Here is a 17,303-nt window from a genome sequence, read left to right on the forward strand (position 1 = left end):
GCTTCGCGGCGCGGTGCCGGACCCCATGGCCGATGCCCGGCACCTCGTCGCGGCGGCGGCGGGCGTTCCGCGCGACCGGCTGATCCTCCTGGGCCCGGAGGCGCTGCCCGCCGGCGCGGCGGCACGGCTTGGCGCGCTGGTCGAGGGGCGGCTGGGCGGGGCGTCCGTGGCCGTCCTGACGGGGCGCAAGGCGTTCTGGGGGCGCGACTTCCTGGTGACGAAGGACGTGCTGGCCCCGCGCCCCGAGACGGAAGGGATCGTGGCCGAGGCGCTGCGGGAGCCGTTCGAGGCGGCCCTCGACCTCGGCACGGGGTCGGGCTGCCTCGCGGTGACGCTGCTGGCGGAGCGTCCGGCGGCGCGGGGCGTCGCCACGGATCTGTCGGCGGCCGCCCTCGCCGTGGCGCGCCGCAACGCCGGGACGCACGGCGTGGCGCCCCGCCTGCGGCTGGCGCAGGGCGACTGGTGGGGGCGGTCGAAGGGCGGTTCGACCTCGTGGTGTCGAACCCGCCCTATCTGGCCGAGGGCGAGATCGCCGCCCTCTCTGCCGAGGTCGCCGCCGAACCCCGGCTGGCGCTGACGCCGGGCGGGGACGGGCTGGGCGCCTATCGCGCGATCGCGGCGGGGCTGCGGGACCATCTGGCGCCGGGTGGGCGGGTCCTGCTGGAGATCGGGCCGACCCAGGGCGCCGCGGTGGCCGCGATGCTGGGGGAATTGTCCGAGGTCCGGGTGCTGAGCGACATGGACGGCCGCGACCGGATCGTCGCGGGGCGGATGCCCGCTTGACGGGGCCTTTCCGCTTGCCGTGGCCCCCCCTACATGATTTGACGCAGGGGCGCTTGGCAGGGGCGCGGGCCGTCCGGCCCGAGGGGACCCGCCGCGCGACCGACCTGAACGCATCGCATGGGCGCGCTTTTCCGACCGCGCGGCGAGCCGAACCGGCCAGTAGGACGAAAGCATGAGATCATCCAAGAACCGCTCGCGGTCCAAGAGCAACCGCGGTCGCCCGTCGGGCAACGTCGTGAACCGCGTGTTCGACTCCTCGGGGCCCGAGGGCAAGGTGCGCGGCACGCCGCAGCAGATCATCGACAAGTACGCCGCCCTGGCGCGCGACGCGCAGCTGGCCGGCGACCGCGTGGCGACGGAGAACTTCCAGCAGCACGCGGAGCATTACACCCGCATGCTGGCCGAGGCGACGGCCGAGCAGGAGCAGAAGCGCCAGCAGCAGGAGCGCGAACAGCAGGCCCGCCAGCAGCGCGAGGCCGAGAAGCGCGAGCGCCGCGAGCAGCAGCAGAACCAGGGCGGAGGCCAGGGGAACGATCAGGGGAACGGGCCCGGGAGCGACCAGGGCGGCGGCCAGGAGGATGGGCAGGGGCAGGACCGGTCCGACGGCGGCCCGGTCGACGTGCCCGAGGGGCAGCAGGGCGGCGGCGACCAGCCGAAGAAGCGCAGCCGTTCGCGCAAGCGCGGCGGCGGAGGCGGCGACCAGTCGGAGCAGCAGCAGCCCGCCGAGAATGCGGACGGCTGACCCCGCTAGGGGGCGAAGGCGCGGGCGAGGGCGCAGAAGCCCTCCACCGACACGGTTTCGGCCCGCTGGGTGGGCGCGATCCCGGCGGCGCGGATCCTGTCCTCGGCGTCCGGGGCGAGGGGTTTCAGGGACTGGCGGAGCATCTTTCGGCGCTGGCCGAAGGCGGCGGCGGTGACGCGCTGGAGGACGCCGGGATCGGCGGGGAAGCGCGGCGCGTCGAGGGCCACGACGTGCACCACCGCCGAGCGGACCTTGGGCGGCGGGGTGAACGCCTCGGGCGGCAGGGTCAGGGCGATGCGCGCCTCGCTGCGCCACTGGGCGAGGATCGCGAGGCGGCCATAGGACTTCGATCCGGGCGCGGCGGTGATGCGGTCGGCGACCTCGCGCTGGAACATCAGCGTCATGTCCCGCCAGGCCGGGGGCCAGGCGGGGGGCGTCAGCCAGCGGACGAGAAGCTCGGTCCCGATGTTGTAGGGCAGGTTGGCGGCGATGCGGATCGGCGGGTCGAGCCGGCCGAGATGGCCACCGTCCAGGGCGTCGCCCTCGACGACCTCGAGGCGGCCGGGATAGGCGGCCGCGATCTCGGCGAGGGCGGGGATCGCGCGGGCGTCCTTCTCGACCGCGAGGACGCGGCGGGCGCCCTCGGCCAGCAGGGCGCGCGTCAGGCCGCCCGGGCCGGGCCCGACCTCGAGGAGGTCCATCCCCGCCGGCCCGCCGCCGATGCGGGCGATCTTCGCCGTGAGGTTCAGGTCGAGCAGGAAGTTCTGCCCGAGCGACCTGCGCGGGGCCAGGCCGTGGGCCGCGATGACCTGCCGCAGCGGGGGCAGGGGATCGGGCGTCATCGGCGGCCCCTGCGCGGCGGGCCGGGCAGGGCGTTCATGCCTTGCCGCGGGCACGGGCCATGCCGTCGGCGAGGAGGAGGGCGTTCACGAAGCTGGTCGGGTCGGCCTCGCCCGTTCCGGCGATGTCGAGGGCGGTTCCGTGGTCGGGCGACGTGCGGACGATCCGAAGGCCGAGCGTGACGTTCACGCCGCCGGCGAAGTCGACCGTCTTCACAGGGATCAGCGCCTGGTCGTGGTACATGCAGACCGCCACGTCGTAGCGGGCGCGGGCGGCGGGGTGGAACATGGTATCGCCCGGCAGGGGGCCGGCGACGTCCAGCCCCTCGGCGCGGCACGTCTCGAGCGCGGGGACGATCAGCTCGATCTCCTCGCGGCCGATCTTGCCGCCCTCGCCGGCATGGGGGTTCAGGCCGGCCACGGCGATGCGCGGTCGCTCGATCCCGAAATCCCGCACCATGGACCGGGCCGCGATGCGGATCGTGCGCGCGAGGTCGGTGCGGGCCAGCGCCTGCGGCACGTCGGCGAGGGGGACGTGGATCGTCGCGGGGACGACGCGCAGCCCCTCGCCGACGAGCATCATGACCTCGTGGTCGGCGCCAGTGAGATGGGCGAGGAACTCGGTATGGCCGGGGAAGCGGAAATCCGCGCCCTCGATCAGGGCCTCCTTCTGGATGGGCAGCGTGCAGAGGGCGGCGGCGCGCGCCTCGCGCACCTCGAGCACCGCGCGCTCGATGGCGGCGACGGTGGCGGGCGCGTTGCGCGGGTCGAGCCGGCCGGGCATGCGGCGGGCGGGAAAGCCCAGCGGCAGGACGGGAAGCCCGCGGGCCGCCGCCGCGGGCGCGTCGCGCATGTCGGAGAGGATCTGCGGGTTCGCCCCCTCGGGCAGGTGCCGGGGATCGCCGATCCATGCGAAGGGCAGCGCCGCCCGGAGCTGGCGGTGCGCCATCACGGCCAGCTCGGGGCCGATGCCGGCGGGATCGCCGCAGGAGACGGCGACGGGAAGCGCGCTCATCCCCGGGACCGGGGAGGGAGGGGGGCGAGGCCCCGCAGCGCCTTCGGGCGGCGGGGGCGCGGCGCGCGGGTCCGCACGCTCAAGGCAGGATCTCGATGCGGGTCTCGGCGCGCAGCGTCTGGAGGAGGGCGTCGGCGCGGGCGTCGAGCGCGCGGTTCTGCAGCGCGGCGCGAATCGCCTCGCGGTCGGCCTCGCCGGGGAGGGGATACTCGCGGTCGCAGAGCATGAGGAAGATCAGGGTCTGCCCGCCCGCGCGCGTCAGCACGGTCGATGCCTCGCCCGCGTCGAGCAGCGCCAACTCCTGCGCGATGTCGGCGGGAATTTGCGAGGGCGGCAGCGTGCCGCGGTCGAGGCGGTCCTGCCCGACCTCGCGCGCGATGGGGTAGAGGTCGTCGCAGGTGTCCACGCGCGCCCGGATGGCCGCCGCCTCGGCCAGGGCCTGGGGCGTGCGCCCGCCGGGGATGTAGAAGGCGGCGTAGTCGATGGCGGTGGGGGCCGGGGCGGGGCGCGGGGCCTCGCGCACCTCGCGCAGTTGGAAGATCGCGACTGCGCGCCCCTCGGCGAGCGGGACGGGGGCCGAGACCTCGCCCGGGGCGAGGCCCGAGAGGAGCTGCCGCAGGGGTCCGGGCAGGTCGGCGGCGTCCATCGCGTCGATCAGGCCGCCGGCAGGGCCTTCGGGCGCGACGGAGAACTGCCGGGCCTCGGCGGCGAAGGCGGCGAGCGAGGGCGAGGAGCCCAGGGCGTCGATCCGCGAGCGAGCCTGCGCGGCGAACTGGGGCGTGTCGACCCGGTAGACCACGCGCGAGAAGGCGTAGCGCAGGCCGGGATCGCCGGCGAGGCGCCGAATCTCGCGGTCGACGTCGCGCTCGTCCACCTCGACCTCGCGCAGGAGGCGCTGGCGCACGATTTCGCGGAAGCCGAGGCCGGCGGCGACGAAGTCGCGGAAGGTCGCGGCGTCGACGCCGTTCTGGGCGAGGCCGGCGACGAACTCGTCCGTGGAGAGGCCGGCGCGGCCGGCGAACTCGGCCATGCCTTCCATCACTTGCTCGTCGGTGAGGTCGATGCCGGCCTCCTCGGCCGCCTCCTGGCGGACGCGGTCGTCGATCAGCCCCTCGAGCGCGAGCTCGGCCGGATCGCCGGGCTGGCCGATCACCTCGACGAAGCGGGTGCGCTGCTGAAGCTCGTAGGCCGTGACGACGCGGTCGCCGACGCGGGCGACGGGCTCGAAGAGGCCCTGCGCGAAGGTGGCCGTTCCCAGCAGGGCGCCGAGCGCGACCCCGCGAATGAGGCCGATGACGGCCCCTGTCCTGATGCGTCGCACGCCCGTCCCCCGTGTTCCGTCCCGTCGCCTCATCCGGCCGGCCCGCAGGCGCGCGTCCGGCGGGCCGGCCTGTCGCCGAAGCCCGTCAGCGCGAAGGATACACCCACGCGGGTCTCGGGCGAAAGGGCGCTGGCGGCGGTGAACTCACGTTCGGCGGTAAGCTCCATCTCGGCGCAGTCGCCGCGCCAGCGCGCGCCGACCCGCGCCTCCTGCGCGCGGTTGGCGAAGAAGTCCCAGCGCATGCCGAAGGAGGCGTCCCAGGTCCGGGTCAGGTCGAGCGTGCCGTCGAGCGTCATCTCGGACACACGGGGCCGCCGCGAGCCGTCGAGCGCCCGGTGCCCGCGCGCGTAGACGAAGCCGCCCGTCAGGGCCGCGGTGGGGCCGGAATAGGTCAGCCGCGTCTCGTTCCGGGTGACTTCGAGCGTGTCGTCGAAGAGCACCCGGCCCGTCGCCGCGAGGCGGCCCGTGGCGAGCGACGTCTCGAGCAGCCAGTCCGACGATCGGCCGGCGAGGCCCGACCCGTCGGGGAAGAGGCCGGGGTCGTCCGGGCGCAGCACCCGCCCCAGGGTCAGGCTGGTCGTCGCCTCCGGGCCGCTGCGGGTGAGCGTGACGCCGATGTTGGCGCGGGCGCCGGTCTCGACCGCGTCGCCGCCGGGAAAGCGCGAGAGGGCGAAGAGGTTGCCTGCGTCGAGCTCGACCCGGACGGAATCCTCGTTGGGGTAGTCGCCCGCGCCGCCCGTCCAGAGGAGCTGGGCGCGCGGCTCGACCAGCCAGGAGGCGCCCGCGGTGGCGCGGCTGCCGATCCAGCGCAGGTCCACCCCGGCCGTGGGCGCGAGGCGCGTCCCGTCGTAGCGGGCGGCGTCGTCCTCGACCCCGAAGGCGGTCGCCTCGAGGCGGCCGATGGGGGTCACGCGGAGCCCGCCGCGCGAGAAGGTCCGCGCCCAGTCGAGCCGGGCGGTGACGCGCGCGCCGTCGCGCCCGTCGGCGATGACGTCCGCGTCGCCGCCGGGCAGGTCGACGGGGGTGTCCAGATCGCGGCGGTAGCGCAGGGCGTCGATGCGCATGTCCAGGTCGCCGCCGTGGAACGCGAAGCGCCTGTCGTAGAGCAGGGTCGCGGCGGCGTCGGGCACGGTGTCCCCTTCGGACGCCCGCAGCGAGCGGTAGCCGACGAGGCGTGCCTCGGCGTAGTCGTCGGCGCGGGTCCGGGTGATCGTGAACCCCGACTCCAGCCGGTCGGCGTCCGAGAGGCCGTAGTCGGCGAGGTAAGCGTCGTCGGAGGCGGTGCGTGCGGCCGCCGAGAGCCTAAAGCCGCGGGGCAGGTCGAAGCTCCCTTCCGCCAGGAGGTACCCGCGCGGGCCGTCGCGCACGTCGTCCCGCGAGGCGCCGAGGCTGATCCGGTAGGTGCCGAAGCGCAGCGCCTGCCGCCAGCGCAGGTCCACCGTCCGGGTGCCCGAGGCGAGGTAGGGGGTGATCGTGAGGTCCCGGCTCGGCCCCAGGGGAAGGAAGTAGGGCAGGCGCACCCCCGTGCCGAGACGGGAGGTGCTGCGGAACTCGGGCGTGAGGAAGCCGGCGGCGCGGTCGTTGCCCGGGCCCGGCACGCGCAGGGCGGGCAGGAAGGCGATCGGCACCCCCAGGAGGCGGAACTGCGCGTCGCGGAAGTAGATCAGCCGCGCCTCGCGATCCTGGATCACGCGGTCGGCGCGTATCTCCCAGAGGGGGGTCGGGTTCGCGGCGCAGACCGTGCAGGCCGACGCCGTCACGCGCGACAGCGCCGTGTAGCGCGGCCCCGCCTGCACGAGCGCCGCCGCGGCGAGCTGGAGCTGGCGGTCGATCACGAGGCGCGCGCCCGTGACGATCCCCTCGCGCAGGTCCGGCGAGAGGTCGGCGGCGTCCGCGAGGATCACGTCGCCCCCGCCCTCCGAGATGCGGATCGGCCCCTCGATCGTCAGGCGGTCGGCGTCCGGGTCGTAGCGGACGGAGGAGGCGGTGAGGCGCGTGCCGTCCCGGAGCACCTCGACCCGGCCCGTGGCGGTGAGCGTGCGGTCCGGCGCGACGAAGACCTCGTCCGCGACGAGCTGGGCGGGCGCCTGCGCGAGGGCGGGGGCGGCCAGCACGAGGAGGAGGGCGAGGAGCGCGCGCATCAGCCGTCCTCCCGGTCGAGGACGAGGCCGAGCCCGGCGAGGATCGCGGCCACCGGCGGGGCGAGCGCGGCGAAGGGGATCGGGATCTCGCCCCCCGCGCCGAGCACCGCGGCGAAGTTCCGGACGAAGTAGAGCGCGAAGCCCGACACGAGGGCCGCGCCGACGAAGATGCCGGTCCGCCCGCCGCGCTGCTGGCGCATGGTGAAGGCCGCGCCGATCAGCGCCATCGCCACGAGGAAGAGCGGGAGCGTCAGCTCGGACCAGAGGTGCATCCGGTGCTGCAGGGCGGAGAAGCCCGCGCGCTCGAGGTCGGCGATGAAGCCCGGCAGCTGCCAGATCGGCACGGAGGCGGGCGCGCCGAAGCTGTCGCGTATCTGCTGCGCCGTCAGGTCAGTCGGAATCCTCCCCTCGGGCATGCTGCTGGCGGCGGCCTCGGGGTTGGGGACGCGAAGGTCCCAGCGCCTGACGTCCTCGAGCGACCAGTGCCCCTCGGCGAGCGAGGCGCGCGCGGCGTCGATCCGCAGGACCGGCCCCTCGCCCGGGCGGAAGGTGACGAAGCTGGCCCCTGCGAGCTGCGTGCCGTCGAGCGAGGCGCGCGCCGCGCGGATCACGGTCTGCCCGTCCGCCGTGCCCTGCCGAAGCCAGATCCCGTCGCCCGAGAGGGTCAGCACGGAGCGGCCCTCGGCGTTCCAGTCGGCGACGACGGCCTCGGCCCGGACCATGGTGGCGGAGACGACAGGATTCAGGATCGCGACGGCCAGCGCGCCCAGCGCCAGCGCGACGAGGGCCGGCGCCAAGAGGGCGCGGACGAGCGACCGCCCCGCCGCGCGGATCACCACCCATTCGGAGCTGCGCGCCAGCCCGAGCGACAGCGAGAGCGTGCCGAGCAGGGCCACGAGGGGCAGCACCTCGTGGAGGAGGGCGGGCAGGTTCAGCAGCGCCAGCCGCGCCGTCTCGCCGAAGGCGCGGTCGTCGAAGCGGCGCACCTGCTCGACCAGGTCGACGAGGCCGAGGAGCGCGGCGAAGATCCCCAGCGTGGCAAGGAGCGCGGTCGCCTCCCGCCGGGCGAGATAGAGCGAGAGCGTCATGCCGGCACCATCCATCGGCGCCGGGGCCGCCGCGCCCGGTCGGCGTTCCAGAGAAGGAAGGCGGCCAGGGCGGCGCCCGCGAGGGGCGAGACGAAGTGCAGCGGCCACCCCGTGCCGTCCCGCCCGATGGCCGAGGTCGCCGCCCCTTCGAGGAGCTTCATCGCGATCACGAGGAACACGCCGAGGACCACCTGGCGCCAGGTCCCGCCGCGGTTGAAGGCGCCCTGCATCATCGCCGAGAAGCCGAGGAGCGCGCCCGCCACCGCCGTCAGCGACTCGGCCGTGCGGCGCGCGACCTCGTCCCACCGGCGCGCCCCGAGGTCGTCGCGCCGGACGAGCGCGGCGGTGGTCAGGTCGCGGGGGCCCGGGGGCGCGGCCTCGCCCCCCGAGGAGAAGAGGGCGAGGTCGTAGAGGAAGTCCTCGAACCGGGTGGTGTAGAGGCGCCCGCCCCGCAGGACCTGGGAGAGCCCGTCGAACATCAGGAGCTGGGCGCCGCGCCCCTCCTCGGCCGGAAGCAGGAGCGCGCGGCGCGCGGTGAAGAGGGCGCGGCGTTCGGGATCGCGGGCGTCCGAGAGCAGGACGTCGAGAAGCTCGGACGCGGGGGTGATCTCGCGCACGTAGAAGGTCACGCCGTCCGCGGGCTCGACGAAGGCGCCGGGGGTCAGGAGGCGGGCGGTCGCCCCTTCGGCGACCTGGGCCGTGCGGACGTCCAGCCGCTCGCGCGCGAGGGGCAGCAGGAGGTGGACCACGAGCGCGAGGAGCAGCCCCGCCACGAGGCCGAGGAGGAGGACGGGCCGCGCCAGCCGCAGCGACGAGGCGCCGGCGGCGTGGGCGGCGACCACCTCGCTGTCGGCGCGCTGGCGGTTGGCGACGTAGAGCGCCGCGGCCACGGCGGCGAGCGGCACCGCGATGCGGACGACGCCGGGCAGCGAGAGGGCCGAGAACTCAAGGAAGGTACCGACGTTCTGGCCGTCGCGCAGCAACGTGTCGACGAGCGCGACCGCTCCGTTGATCCACCAGACCATGGCGAGGATCAGCGCGAAGACCCCGAAGGCCTGCACCTGGGCGCCGAGCGCGTATCTGTCATAGCGTGTCAGCGTCGCGGCCCCTTCGTCCCGGGGCGGGTCTAGCGCGGGCGGCGGGGGCCGGGAAAGCGTTAACCGGCTGGCCGGGCCTCCCATGGGCGGATCGGGCGGCGCCTTGCCGGCGGGCGCGGATGTGGACGATCCGCGGGGCCGGGCGTAGGCGGGCCGCGAGCCGCCCATAGGAGGAAACGCCATGACACTGCCCGCCACCCCGCTCGCCGAGCTGACGTTGACGCAGACCGACCTCGACGGGATCGAGGGCCGCGAGGGGGTCGTCGCCGTGCTGGTCGGGCCGGAGGGCAAGCTGGACCCCGGCGCCCGGCGGGTGGACGCGCGCGCGAAGAAGGCCGTCTCGCGCATGGTCGCCTCGGAGGAGGGCGGGAAGATGAAGCCCGGCGCGGTCGCCGCGCTGGACTTCCCAGCCGGGATGGCCGCGGAGGCGGTGCTGGCGCTGCGGCTGGATCCCAAGGCCACCCAGGAGGAGGCGAGGAAGGGCGGCGCGGCGTTGGCCAAGGCGGCCAAGGGCAGGGCGATGACGGTGCTGGCCAGCTCGCTGCGCGAGCTGGAGGCGCTGGCCGAGGGGCTGTGGCTGGGCGGCTACAAGTTCACCGCCTCGCGCGGGGAGGCCAAGAAAGGGCCGGAGCCGGTCGCGCTGATGGCCAAGGACGCGGGCCGCGACCTTTCGGCCGCGCGGGCGGTGGCCGAGGGCGTGTTCCTGACGCGCGACCTCGTGAACCTGCCGGCCAACGTCCTGACCACCACGAGCTTCGCCGAGCGGCTGGAGGGGCTGCGCGACCTCGGGGTCGAGGTCGAGGTCCTGGAGGAGGACCGCCTGGCCGAGCTGGGGATGCGGTGCCTCCTGGCCGTGGGGCAGGGGTCGGAGAGCCCGTCGAAGGTGGTGACGATGCGCTGGAACGGGGGCGGGGACGAGGCGCCCCTGGCCCTGGTGGGCAAGGGCGTCGTCTTCGACACGGGCGGGATCAGCCTTAAGCCCGGCGCGGGGATGGAGGACATGACCATGGACATGGGCGGCGCGGGCACCGTGGCCGGGGTCGTGCACGCCGTCGCCGCGCGGAAGGCGAAGGCCAACGTGGTGGGGCTGGTCGGCCTCGTGGAGAACATGCCCGACGGGCGGGCGACGCGGCCCGGCGACGTGGTCCGCAGCATGAAGGGCGACACGGTCGAGATCATCAACACGGACGCGGAGGGGCGCCTCGTCCTGTGCGACGTGATGTGGCACGCCCAGGAGGCTTACCGGCCGCGCGGGATGATCGACCTGGCGACGCTGACGGGCGCGGTGATCGTCGCGCTGGGCCACGAGAACGCGGGCGTCTTCTCGAACGACGACGCGTTCGCGGGGGAGTTCCTGCGCGCCGCCGAGGCCGAGGGCGAAGGCGCGTGGCGGCTGCCGATGGGCCCGGGCTACGACGAGCAGCTGAAGTCCCGTTTCGCCGACATGAAGAACGTGGGCGGGCGTCCAGCCGGCTCGATCACGGCGGCGCAGTTCCTCCGCCGCTTCGTGCAGGAGGGGGTGCCCTGGGCGCATCTCGACATCGCGGGCACGGCCTCGCAGTCGAAGGGCACCGATCTGGGCCCGGCTGGCGCGACCGGCTGGGGCGTGCGGGCGCTGGACAGGATGATCGGGGGGTGAGGGGCGGTCCGGCGGAGCCGGCGGTCGGTCCGGGGGACCGATCGAGCCCCGAACGGGCGCAGCCCCGGAGGAGGGGCGGTCCGGCGGAGCCGGCGGTCGGTCCGCGAGGCCGATCGGCCGGGACCGCCCGCGCCGGCGCCCTCAGCGCACGAGGCGCATCACGCCGTCCTCGAAGGTGATCTCGTCGAAGCGGGAGAGGTAGCTCATGCCGAGGAGGGAGATGGAGAGGTCGCCCTCGCCGATGGACACGAAGAGGACCGGATCGACGATGTCACCGAGGCGGACGTCCTCGACCCGGGCCTGGGCGGTGCGGACGGGGCCGTTCGCGGTGTTCACCACACCGTCGAAGCGCAGGGCGGCCGTGTTCACCCCGACCCGTGCGGCGTCCGCCATCGTCAGCGCGGTGTCCGTCGCGCCCGTGTCCACGAGGAAGCGGACCGGCGTTCCGTCCACCTCCAGCGTGGCATAGTAGTGGCCGCCGGGGCCGCGCGGCAGCTCGACCACCTCGCCGTTCCCGGAAGGGGGCGGGGGAGGCGCGATCTCGGCGGCGATCTCGGGCCAGAAGACGAGGGCGAAGCCGGCGCAGCCCGCCGCGAGCAGCCATTTGCCGAGGCCCCGCAGGCTGTCCCCGAGGCGGGGCGCCGCGGCCGTCCATGCGATCACGCCGAGGACGACGAGCCCGAGGAAGACGACGCGGACGAGGTCTGACGGCTCGCTCACGGCGTGAGGGTCAGGACGCCGCGGCGGATCGAGACGCTGCCGAAGCGGTTCAGGTAGCTCATCCCGAGGAGCGGCGTTCGAAGGCCGCCGCCGTTCACCGCGACGGGGACGTCGCGGTCCACCCGGTCGCCCAGGGCGACGGTGCCCACCCGCGCGCGGGCGAAGGGAACGGTGCCGTTGGCCGTCATGGCCTCGCCGTCGAAGGCGAGGGCGTCCACGTCGATGCCGACATCGGCCGCCACGTCGCGCGGCAGCGAGATGCCAGTCGCGCCGGTGTCGACAAGGAAGCGCACCGGGCGGCCGTCGAGGCGCAGCACGATCTCGTGGTGGCCGGAGCGGGCGCGCGGCACCTCGACCGCGCCGTTCGCGAGATAGGTCTGCGGCGGGAACCAGTCGTCGCGCAGATCCTCCCACGCGGCGAAGCCGAGCGCGGCGATCCCGAGGATGGCCGCCCAGATCAGCCCGTAGCGCAGGAAGCCCGAGAGGTTCTGCCCGCGCGCGACGACGAGGATCAGGAAGGCGCCGAGGAGCGAGAGGTAGAGAAGGCTGGCCGTGTCGTCGCCGGTCCACATGAGCGGGGTATGCCCCTAGCGGGGGCCGGGCGCCAGACCCGCGGCGAGGAGGCCCGACAGGACGAACTGCACCGCCAGCGCCGCGACGAGAAGACCGAGGAGGCGCGTCAGGACCGCGATGCCGATGGGGCCGAGCAGCCGCTCGATCAGGCCGGCGGCCATGAAGAGGGGGATCGCGATGCCCACGGCGGCCAGCATGGCGAGGTGCAGGGTGATCAGCTCGCCCGCGTCGTCCGCGCGCCCGGCCAGGAGGATCATCGTCGCGACCGCGCCGGGACCGGCGAGGAAGGGGATCGCGAGGGGGAAGACGGACGGATCGTCCCGCGTGGAGGATTCGGCCGTCGCCTCGCGCCGCTCGGTGCGCTTCTGGAAGAGCATCTCGACCGCGATGAGGAAGAGCAGGAGGCCCCCCGCGATGCGGAAGGCGGGCAGGGAGACGCCGAGATAGCGCAGCACCGCCTCGCCCGTCAGGCCGAACAGGGTGAGGATCGCCGCCCCGACGACCGCCGCGCGGATGGCGACCCCCGTGCGCTGGCGCTGGGTCATGCCCTGCGTCAGCGCCGGCACCAGGGGCGCGGTGCCCACGGGGTCGATGGTCACGAAGAGCGTGACGAAGGCGGTGACGAAGTCGGACCAGTCCATGCCGGGCGCGGTGGCGGGCGAGGCGCGCGGCGTCAAGGCTCCGCGCGGCGCGCGGCGCCGGGCGGCTCAGCCCTGGGCGGCGGCCAGCTTCTCCTCCGCGCGCAGCCAGAGGGTCTCGGCGCGGTCCATGGCCTCGCGGACCTCGGCGTACTTCTTCTGCCAGACCTCGCGCTCGCCCCCGCGGGCATCCTCGTAGAGCGCGGGGTCGGCGAGGCGGGCGGCGAGCTTGTCCTCCATCGCGGAGAGCTTCTCGATCCGCTCCTCCGCGCGGCGGACCTCCGCCCGCAGGGCGAGGACGGCCTCGCGCGAGGGCCGGGGCCTGGGCTTGGCCTTGGGCTTCTCCTCGCGGGGGTTCTGCGCGCCGAGGAGGTGGGCGCGGTAATCCTCGAGGTCGCCGTCCCAAGGCGCCACGCGGCCCCCGGAGACCAGCCAGAGGCGGTCCGCGACGAGCGAGAGGAGGTGCATGTCGTGGCTGACGAGGATCACCGCGCCCGTGTACTCGGTCAGCGCCTCGACCAGCGCCTCGCGCGATTCGATGTCGAGATGGTTCGTCGGCTCGTCCAGGATCAGCATGTGGGGTGCGTCGAGCGTCGCCAGCAGCAGCGACAGCCGCGCCTTCTGCCCGCCCGAGAGGCGCGCGACCGTGGTGTCGGCCTGGTCCGCCGTCAGCCCGAACCCCGCGAGGCGCGCGCGCAGCTTGCCCGGGGCTTCGGCCGGGAAGTGGCGGCGGAGGTGGTCGAGGGGGGTCTGGTCGACGACCAGCTCCTCGACCTGGTGCTGGGCGAAGTAGCCGACGCGCAGCGTGCGGGCCTTCGTCACGGTCCCCGCGAGGGCGGGCAGCTTGCCCGCGAGGAGCTTGGAGAGGGTCGACTTGCCCTCGCCGTTGCGCCCCAGCAGGGCGATCCGGTCGTCTTGGTCGATCCGCAGGGCGAGCTTCGACAGGACCGGGCGGCCGTCGTAGCCGACGGCGCCGCCGTCCATCGCGACGATGGGGGGCGACAGCTCCTCCGGCTCGGGGAAGGTGAAGCGGCGCAGCGCCGTCTCCTGCGGGGAGGTGATCGGCTTCATCCGGGCGAGGGCCTTCAGCCGCGACTGGGCCTGGCGCGCCTTGTCCGCCTTGTAGCGGAAGCGGTCCACGTAGGACTGGAGGTGGGCGCGCCGCTGCTCCTGCTTCCTGGCTTCGGCCTCCTGCGCCGCGAGCCGGGCCGCGCGGGTCTCGGCGAAGGCGTCGTAGCCGCCCGCGTAGAGGGTGAGGCGGCGGTCTTCGAGGTGGAGGATATGGCCCACCGCGCGGTTCAGGAGGCCCCGGTCGTGCGAGATCACGAGGACGGTGTGGGGGTAGCGGGCGAGGTAGGATTCGAGCCAGAGCGCGCCTTCGAGGTCGAGGTAGTTCGTCGGCTCGTCCAGGAGGAGGAGGTCGGGCTGCGCGAAGAGCACCCCGGCCAGCGCCACGCGCATCCGCCAGCCGCCCGAGAAGGCGCTGCAGGGCATGTGCTGCTGCCCCTCGTCGAAGCCGAGGCCCTTCAGGATCGCCGAGGCGCGCCCCTCGGCCGACCAGGCGTCGATGTCGGCGAGCCGCGTCTGCACCTCGGCGATGCGGGCAGGGTCCTGGCTGGTGTCGGCGAGGAGGGCGGCGCGTTCGATATCGGCTTCGAGAACGGTGTCGAGGAGGGTCGCCTCCGACCCCGGCACCTCCTGCGAGACGCCGCCGATGCGGGCGCCCTTCGGAAGCTGGATCGTCCCCACCTCCAGCGGCAGCTCGCCCCGGATGGCGCGGAAGAGGGTCGTCTTGCCCGTCCCGTTGCGCCCCACGATGCCGACCTTGTGCCCGTCCGGCACGACGGCCGACGCCCCCTCCAGCAGGGGGCGTCCGGCGACGGAGAGCGTGATGTCCTCGATGCGGAGCATGGGGGGGCGTTAGGATGCCGCGCGAGGCACCTCAAGGCTGCGAGGGCGGGCCCTTCAACTCGAGAAGGTTGCCGGAGGGGTCGCGGACGTAGAGCGCGAGGCCCATGCCGCGCGCCCCGACCTGCCGCACCTCCTTCACGACGGGCACGCGGTGGGCGGCGAGATGGGCGCGCAGGGCGTCGTCCGTCACCCCGTTCACCGCCAGCGCGAGGTGGTGGGCGTTCTCGCCCCGGGACGGCGGGGCGGCGTAGGCCGCTTCGGGCGCGTGGCGGTCCCAGAGGCCGATCACCATCGGGCCGAACCAGAGATGCTCCATCGCGATGTCCGGGAAGGACCAGGCGGGGCGGCAGCCGAGGACGTCGACGTAGAAGCGGAAGGCGTCGCCCATGTCGTCTACCCAGAGGACGACGTGGTCGAGGCCGGCGGGCGTGAAGGGCGGCATGCGGGGCTTCTAGCCCGGGGGTTTGCCCGTGGCGAGGAGGGTGCTAGGCGCGCGCCGGAATCCACATGGAGGCGGCACATGGCCACCGAACGCACCCTTTCGATCATCAAGCCCGACGCGACGAAGCGGAACCTGACCGGCGCCATCAACAAGAAGTTCGAGGACGCGGGCCTGCGCATCGTCGCGCAGAAGCGCATCCGCCTGACCGAGGAGCAGGCCGGCCGGTTCTACGACGTCCACCGCGAGCGCCCCTTCTTCGGGGAGCTGACCGAGTTCATGGCCTCGGGCCCGGTGGTCGTGCAGGTGCTGGAGGGAGAGGGCGCGATCGCGAAGAACCGCGAGGTGATGGGCGCGACGAACCCCTCCGACGCCGCCGAGGGGACCATCCGCGCCGAGTTCGCCGAATCGGTCGGCGAGAACAGCGTCCACGGCTCGGACGCACCGGAGACGGCGAAGGAGGAGATCGCGTTCTTCTTCTCGGGCCTCGAGATCGTCGGCTAGCGCCGGCGCATCGTCCCGATCCCGTCGAGGGCCGCTTCGAGATCGGGGCGGCCCTTCGTCTTTCGGGTCAGCGCGTCGAACCGTACCCGAAGCGCCTTCTTCTCCTCGGCCTTGCACTCGTTCCAGGGACGGCTCTGCAGGCCCATCCCGATCACGCGATGGCCGATGGAGCGCTGTCGGTGTCCGCTTTACAGCGGGCGGGCGCAGGCGGCGTCGGCGCCCGTCTAGCGCAGCTCCTCGGCGGCGGTGATCCCGGCGCGGGCGAAGGCAGCCTCCAGTGCCGGGGCGAGTTTCGGATGCCGGAAATCGCGGTCACGCGCGACGATCAACCCTGCGACCGCACGCCCGGCAAGGGCGGGGCGATCACGTCGGGCGCGAGGTTCAGGGCGTCCATCCGAACGGGGATCGTAGGCTGGCTCCGGCGGTAGGGATCGAACCTACGACCAATTGATTAACAGCTCCCCGGCGCACGCCGTGGGCGGTCGTGCAGAGTCTTGCCGGGGTTCGCGAAGGTCCTGAAACGGCGCACTTTTCTTGTGACGGTCCATGTCGGGCGGTGCTCGGCATCGGGCCTCGGGCCGGGCCTCACGAGGAAGGAAAGCCATGACCACCAAGCTCACACAGGCCACCGTCAGGAGGGCGCTCGACAAGCACCCGCCGGGCGTCCAGCTCCACGACGACCAAGTCTCGGGCCTACGCCTCGTCGTGGGCAAGACCTCCGCCAGCTATAAGCTGGTTGGCCGGATCAACGACGGGTCGAAGCGCTACGTCTCCATCGTCGTCGGCCGGACGGACGAGGTGTCGCTGAAGGACGCCCGCGACGAGGCCACCCGCCTGCGCCTCGCGCTGCGCCGGGGCGAGGACCCGCGGTCGAGGAAGACAGCCGTCCCGAACGTCGGGGCCGCGCTGGACGCCTACCTCGCAGGACGGCCCGACCTCTCGCCCGCGACCGTCGAGTGGTATCGGAAGCTGATGCGCGGCCCCCTCGCGCCCCTTAGGACCGTGCCGATGGACAAGCTAGAGCGGACCAAGGTGCGCGCCCTCCACGAGCGGATCACGAAGACCGCGCCCACGATGGCGAACGGGGCAATGCGGCTGCTGAAGGCGCTCGCGAACGACGTGGCGCGCACCCACGACCTGCCGCCGAACGTGGTCTCGCGGGCGGTGAAGATGAACAAGGACAAGGTGAGGGACTGGGCGGTGCGGCCGGAGGACATGTCCGCCCTCTGGTCAGCGATCGACGGGCTGGAGGACGAGAGGCGGCGGACGGCCTGGACGGCGCTCCTCACGACCGGCCTCAGGTCCCACGACGTCAGGTCGATGCGGTGGGAGCACGTCGACCGGGACCGCGTGCTGACGGTGCCCTGCCCGAAGGGCGGGGAGGACCGAGCGTTCCGGCTGCCGCTGACCCGCTTCCTCCTCCAGCGGCTGGAGGCGCTGCCCCGGACGTCGGACTGGATCTTCCCCGCGGCGTCCAGGACCGGCTACCTATCCGAGCTCCGCAGGACGGACGCGTTCCCATACGCGCCCCACGCCATGCGGCACACTTGGAGGACGATGGCGCTGGAGGCCGGCGTGGACCTGTCGATGGCGATGGTCCTGATGAACCACAAGCCGCAGGGCGTGACGTGGAACTACGTGACGAAGGCCAACCTGCTGGGGCCGATGCGCGACGCCGCCGAGCGCGTCTGCTCGACGCTGACCTCCTACCGCGGCCAGGAGGCGCCGTAGGCCGTGCGTGTCTCGTGCTGAGCGCCTTGGCAGCCGTCCGAGGCGTTCCGGTAGCCTGAGGCCGCCGAGAGCCGCCGAAAAGCTCTGCAAGAAAAATTGGCGGCGGGCGCCAAGGCCCGCCG

At 74.0% G+C, this 17,303-nt stretch carries 16 protein-coding genes and 1 pseudogene; 5 read left to right on the top strand and 12 right to left on the bottom strand.

From position 1 onward, the window contains the following. Nucleotides 1–25: 25 nt before the first annotated feature. Together prmC and BCF33_RS02750 are read left to right on the top strand one after the other, a co-directional pair. Nucleotides 26–783, top strand: a pseudogene (prmC, locus tag BCF33_RS02745) (peptide chain release factor N(5)-glutamine methyltransferase). 172 nt (nucleotides 784–955) lie between these two features. Continuing rightward, the gene (locus tag BCF33_RS02750) at nucleotides 956–1,525 is read left to right on the top strand and encodes a DUF4167 domain-containing protein (protein WP_106159396.1); all 570 of its coding nucleotides are present in this window, start codon (nucleotides 956–958) and stop codon (nucleotides 1,523–1,525) included. A gap of 5 nt (nucleotides 1,526–1,530) precedes the next feature. On the opposite strand, the gene rsmA is transcribed toward BCF33_RS02750, so the two are convergent. The 6 genes from rsmA to BCF33_RS02780 all read right to left on the bottom strand — a co-directional run bounded on the left by rsmA (nucleotide 1,531) and on the right by BCF33_RS02780 (nucleotide 9,209). Beyond that, on the bottom strand, nucleotides 1,531–2,367 hold the full coding sequence (gene rsmA, locus BCF33_RS02755; protein WP_106159397.1) for a 16S rRNA (adenine(1518)-N(6)/adenine(1519)-N(6))-dimethyltransferase RsmA: 837 nt from the start codon (nucleotides 2,365–2,367) through the stop codon (nucleotides 1,531–1,533). A 34-nt stretch (nucleotides 2,368–2,401) separates the two neighbouring features. Further along, the gene (pdxA, locus tag BCF33_RS02760; protein WP_106159398.1) at nucleotides 2,402–3,379 is read right to left on the bottom strand and encodes a 4-hydroxythreonine-4-phosphate dehydrogenase PdxA; all 978 of its coding nucleotides are present in this window, start codon (nucleotides 3,377–3,379) and stop codon (nucleotides 2,402–2,404) included. A 79-nt stretch (nucleotides 3,380–3,458) separates the two neighbouring features. After that, complete coding sequence (locus BCF33_RS02765; protein ID WP_106159399.1) at nucleotides 3,459–4,700, bottom strand: peptidylprolyl isomerase; 1,242 nt, start codon at nucleotides 4,698–4,700, stop codon at nucleotides 3,459–3,461. A 29-nt stretch (nucleotides 4,701–4,729) separates the two neighbouring features. Beyond that, on the bottom strand, nucleotides 4,730–6,841 hold the full coding sequence (locus BCF33_RS02770; protein WP_106159400.1) for an LPS-assembly protein LptD: 2,112 nt from the start codon (nucleotides 6,839–6,841) through the stop codon (nucleotides 4,730–4,732). Continuing rightward, nucleotides 6,841–7,929, bottom strand: coding sequence for an LPS export ABC transporter permease LptG (lptG, locus tag BCF33_RS02775; protein WP_106159401.1), 1,089 nt, complete (start codon nucleotides 7,927–7,929; stop codon nucleotides 6,841–6,843). The genes BCF33_RS02770 and lptG overlap by 1 nt, the downstream gene beginning before the upstream one ends. Beyond that, nucleotides 7,926–9,209, bottom strand: coding sequence for an LptF/LptG family permease (locus tag BCF33_RS02780; protein ID WP_106159402.1), 1,284 nt, complete (start codon nucleotides 9,207–9,209; stop codon nucleotides 7,926–7,928). The genes lptG and BCF33_RS02780 overlap by 4 nt, the downstream gene beginning before the upstream one ends. Here BCF33_RS02780 and BCF33_RS02785 point away from each other — a divergent pair. Beyond that, nucleotides 9,208–10,665: a leucyl aminopeptidase gene (locus BCF33_RS02785; protein ID WP_106159403.1), complete on the top strand. Its 1,458-nt coding sequence runs from the start codon at nucleotides 9,208–9,210 to the stop codon at nucleotides 10,663–10,665. The genes BCF33_RS02780 and BCF33_RS02785 overlap by 2 nt on opposite strands. 141 nt (nucleotides 10,666–10,806) lie before the next feature. Here the strand turns inward: BCF33_RS02785 and BCF33_RS02790 are convergent, their stop codons facing one another. From BCF33_RS02790 to BCF33_RS02810, 5 genes are all read right to left on the bottom strand, one after another. Continuing rightward, on the bottom strand, nucleotides 10,807–11,385 hold the full coding sequence (locus tag BCF33_RS02790; RefSeq protein ID WP_106159404.1) for a retropepsin-like aspartic protease family protein: 579 nt from the start codon (nucleotides 11,383–11,385) through the stop codon (nucleotides 10,807–10,809). Continuing rightward, nucleotides 11,382–11,957 (bottom strand): retropepsin-like aspartic protease family protein, encoded by a 576-nt coding sequence (locus tag BCF33_RS02795; RefSeq protein WP_106159405.1) that lies wholly within the window; start codon nucleotides 11,955–11,957, stop codon nucleotides 11,382–11,384. Before BCF33_RS02795 ends, BCF33_RS02790 begins: the two co-directional genes overlap by 4 nt. 15 nt (nucleotides 11,958–11,972) lie before the next feature. After that, nucleotides 11,973–12,599: a MarC family protein gene (locus BCF33_RS02800; RefSeq protein ID WP_106160168.1), complete on the bottom strand. Its 627-nt coding sequence runs from the start codon at nucleotides 12,597–12,599 to the stop codon at nucleotides 11,973–11,975. Nucleotides 12,600–12,665: 66 nt separating this feature from the next. Beyond that, entirely contained in the window at nucleotides 12,666–14,507 is a 1,842-nt protein-coding gene (locus tag BCF33_RS02805) for an ABC-F family ATP-binding cassette domain-containing protein (protein ID WP_106159406.1), read from the bottom strand. Nucleotides 14,508–14,538: 31 nt separating this feature from the next. After that, a complete protein-coding gene (locus BCF33_RS02810; RefSeq protein ID WP_106159407.1) occupies nucleotides 14,539–14,949 on the bottom strand; it encodes a VOC family protein in 411 nt (136 codons plus the stop codon). 78 nt (nucleotides 14,950–15,027) lie between these two features. Between BCF33_RS02810 and ndk the strand changes: the two genes are divergently transcribed. Continuing rightward, nucleotides 15,028–15,450 (top strand): nucleoside-diphosphate kinase, encoded by a 423-nt coding sequence (ndk, locus tag BCF33_RS02815; RefSeq protein WP_106159408.1) that lies wholly within the window; start codon nucleotides 15,028–15,030, stop codon nucleotides 15,448–15,450. Here ndk and BCF33_RS14270 read toward each other — a convergent pair. Next, nucleotides 15,447–15,605: a hypothetical protein gene (locus tag BCF33_RS14270; RefSeq protein ID WP_245883695.1), complete on the bottom strand. Its 159-nt coding sequence runs from the start codon at nucleotides 15,603–15,605 to the stop codon at nucleotides 15,447–15,449. The genes ndk and BCF33_RS14270 overlap by 4 nt on opposite strands. Nucleotides 15,606–16,053: 448 nt before the next feature. Between BCF33_RS14270 and BCF33_RS02825 the strand changes: the two genes are divergently transcribed. Beyond that, nucleotides 16,054–17,181: a tyrosine-type recombinase/integrase gene (locus BCF33_RS02825; RefSeq protein ID WP_158259342.1), complete on the top strand. Its 1,128-nt coding sequence runs from the start codon at nucleotides 16,054–16,056 to the stop codon at nucleotides 17,179–17,181. Nucleotides 17,182–17,303: the final 122 nt, after the last annotated feature.

Source organism: Hasllibacter halocynthiae (genome assembly GCF_003003095.1).
In the GTDB taxonomy this organism is placed as follows: Bacteria; Pseudomonadota; Alphaproteobacteria; order Rhodobacterales; family Rhodobacteraceae; genus Hasllibacter; species Hasllibacter halocynthiae.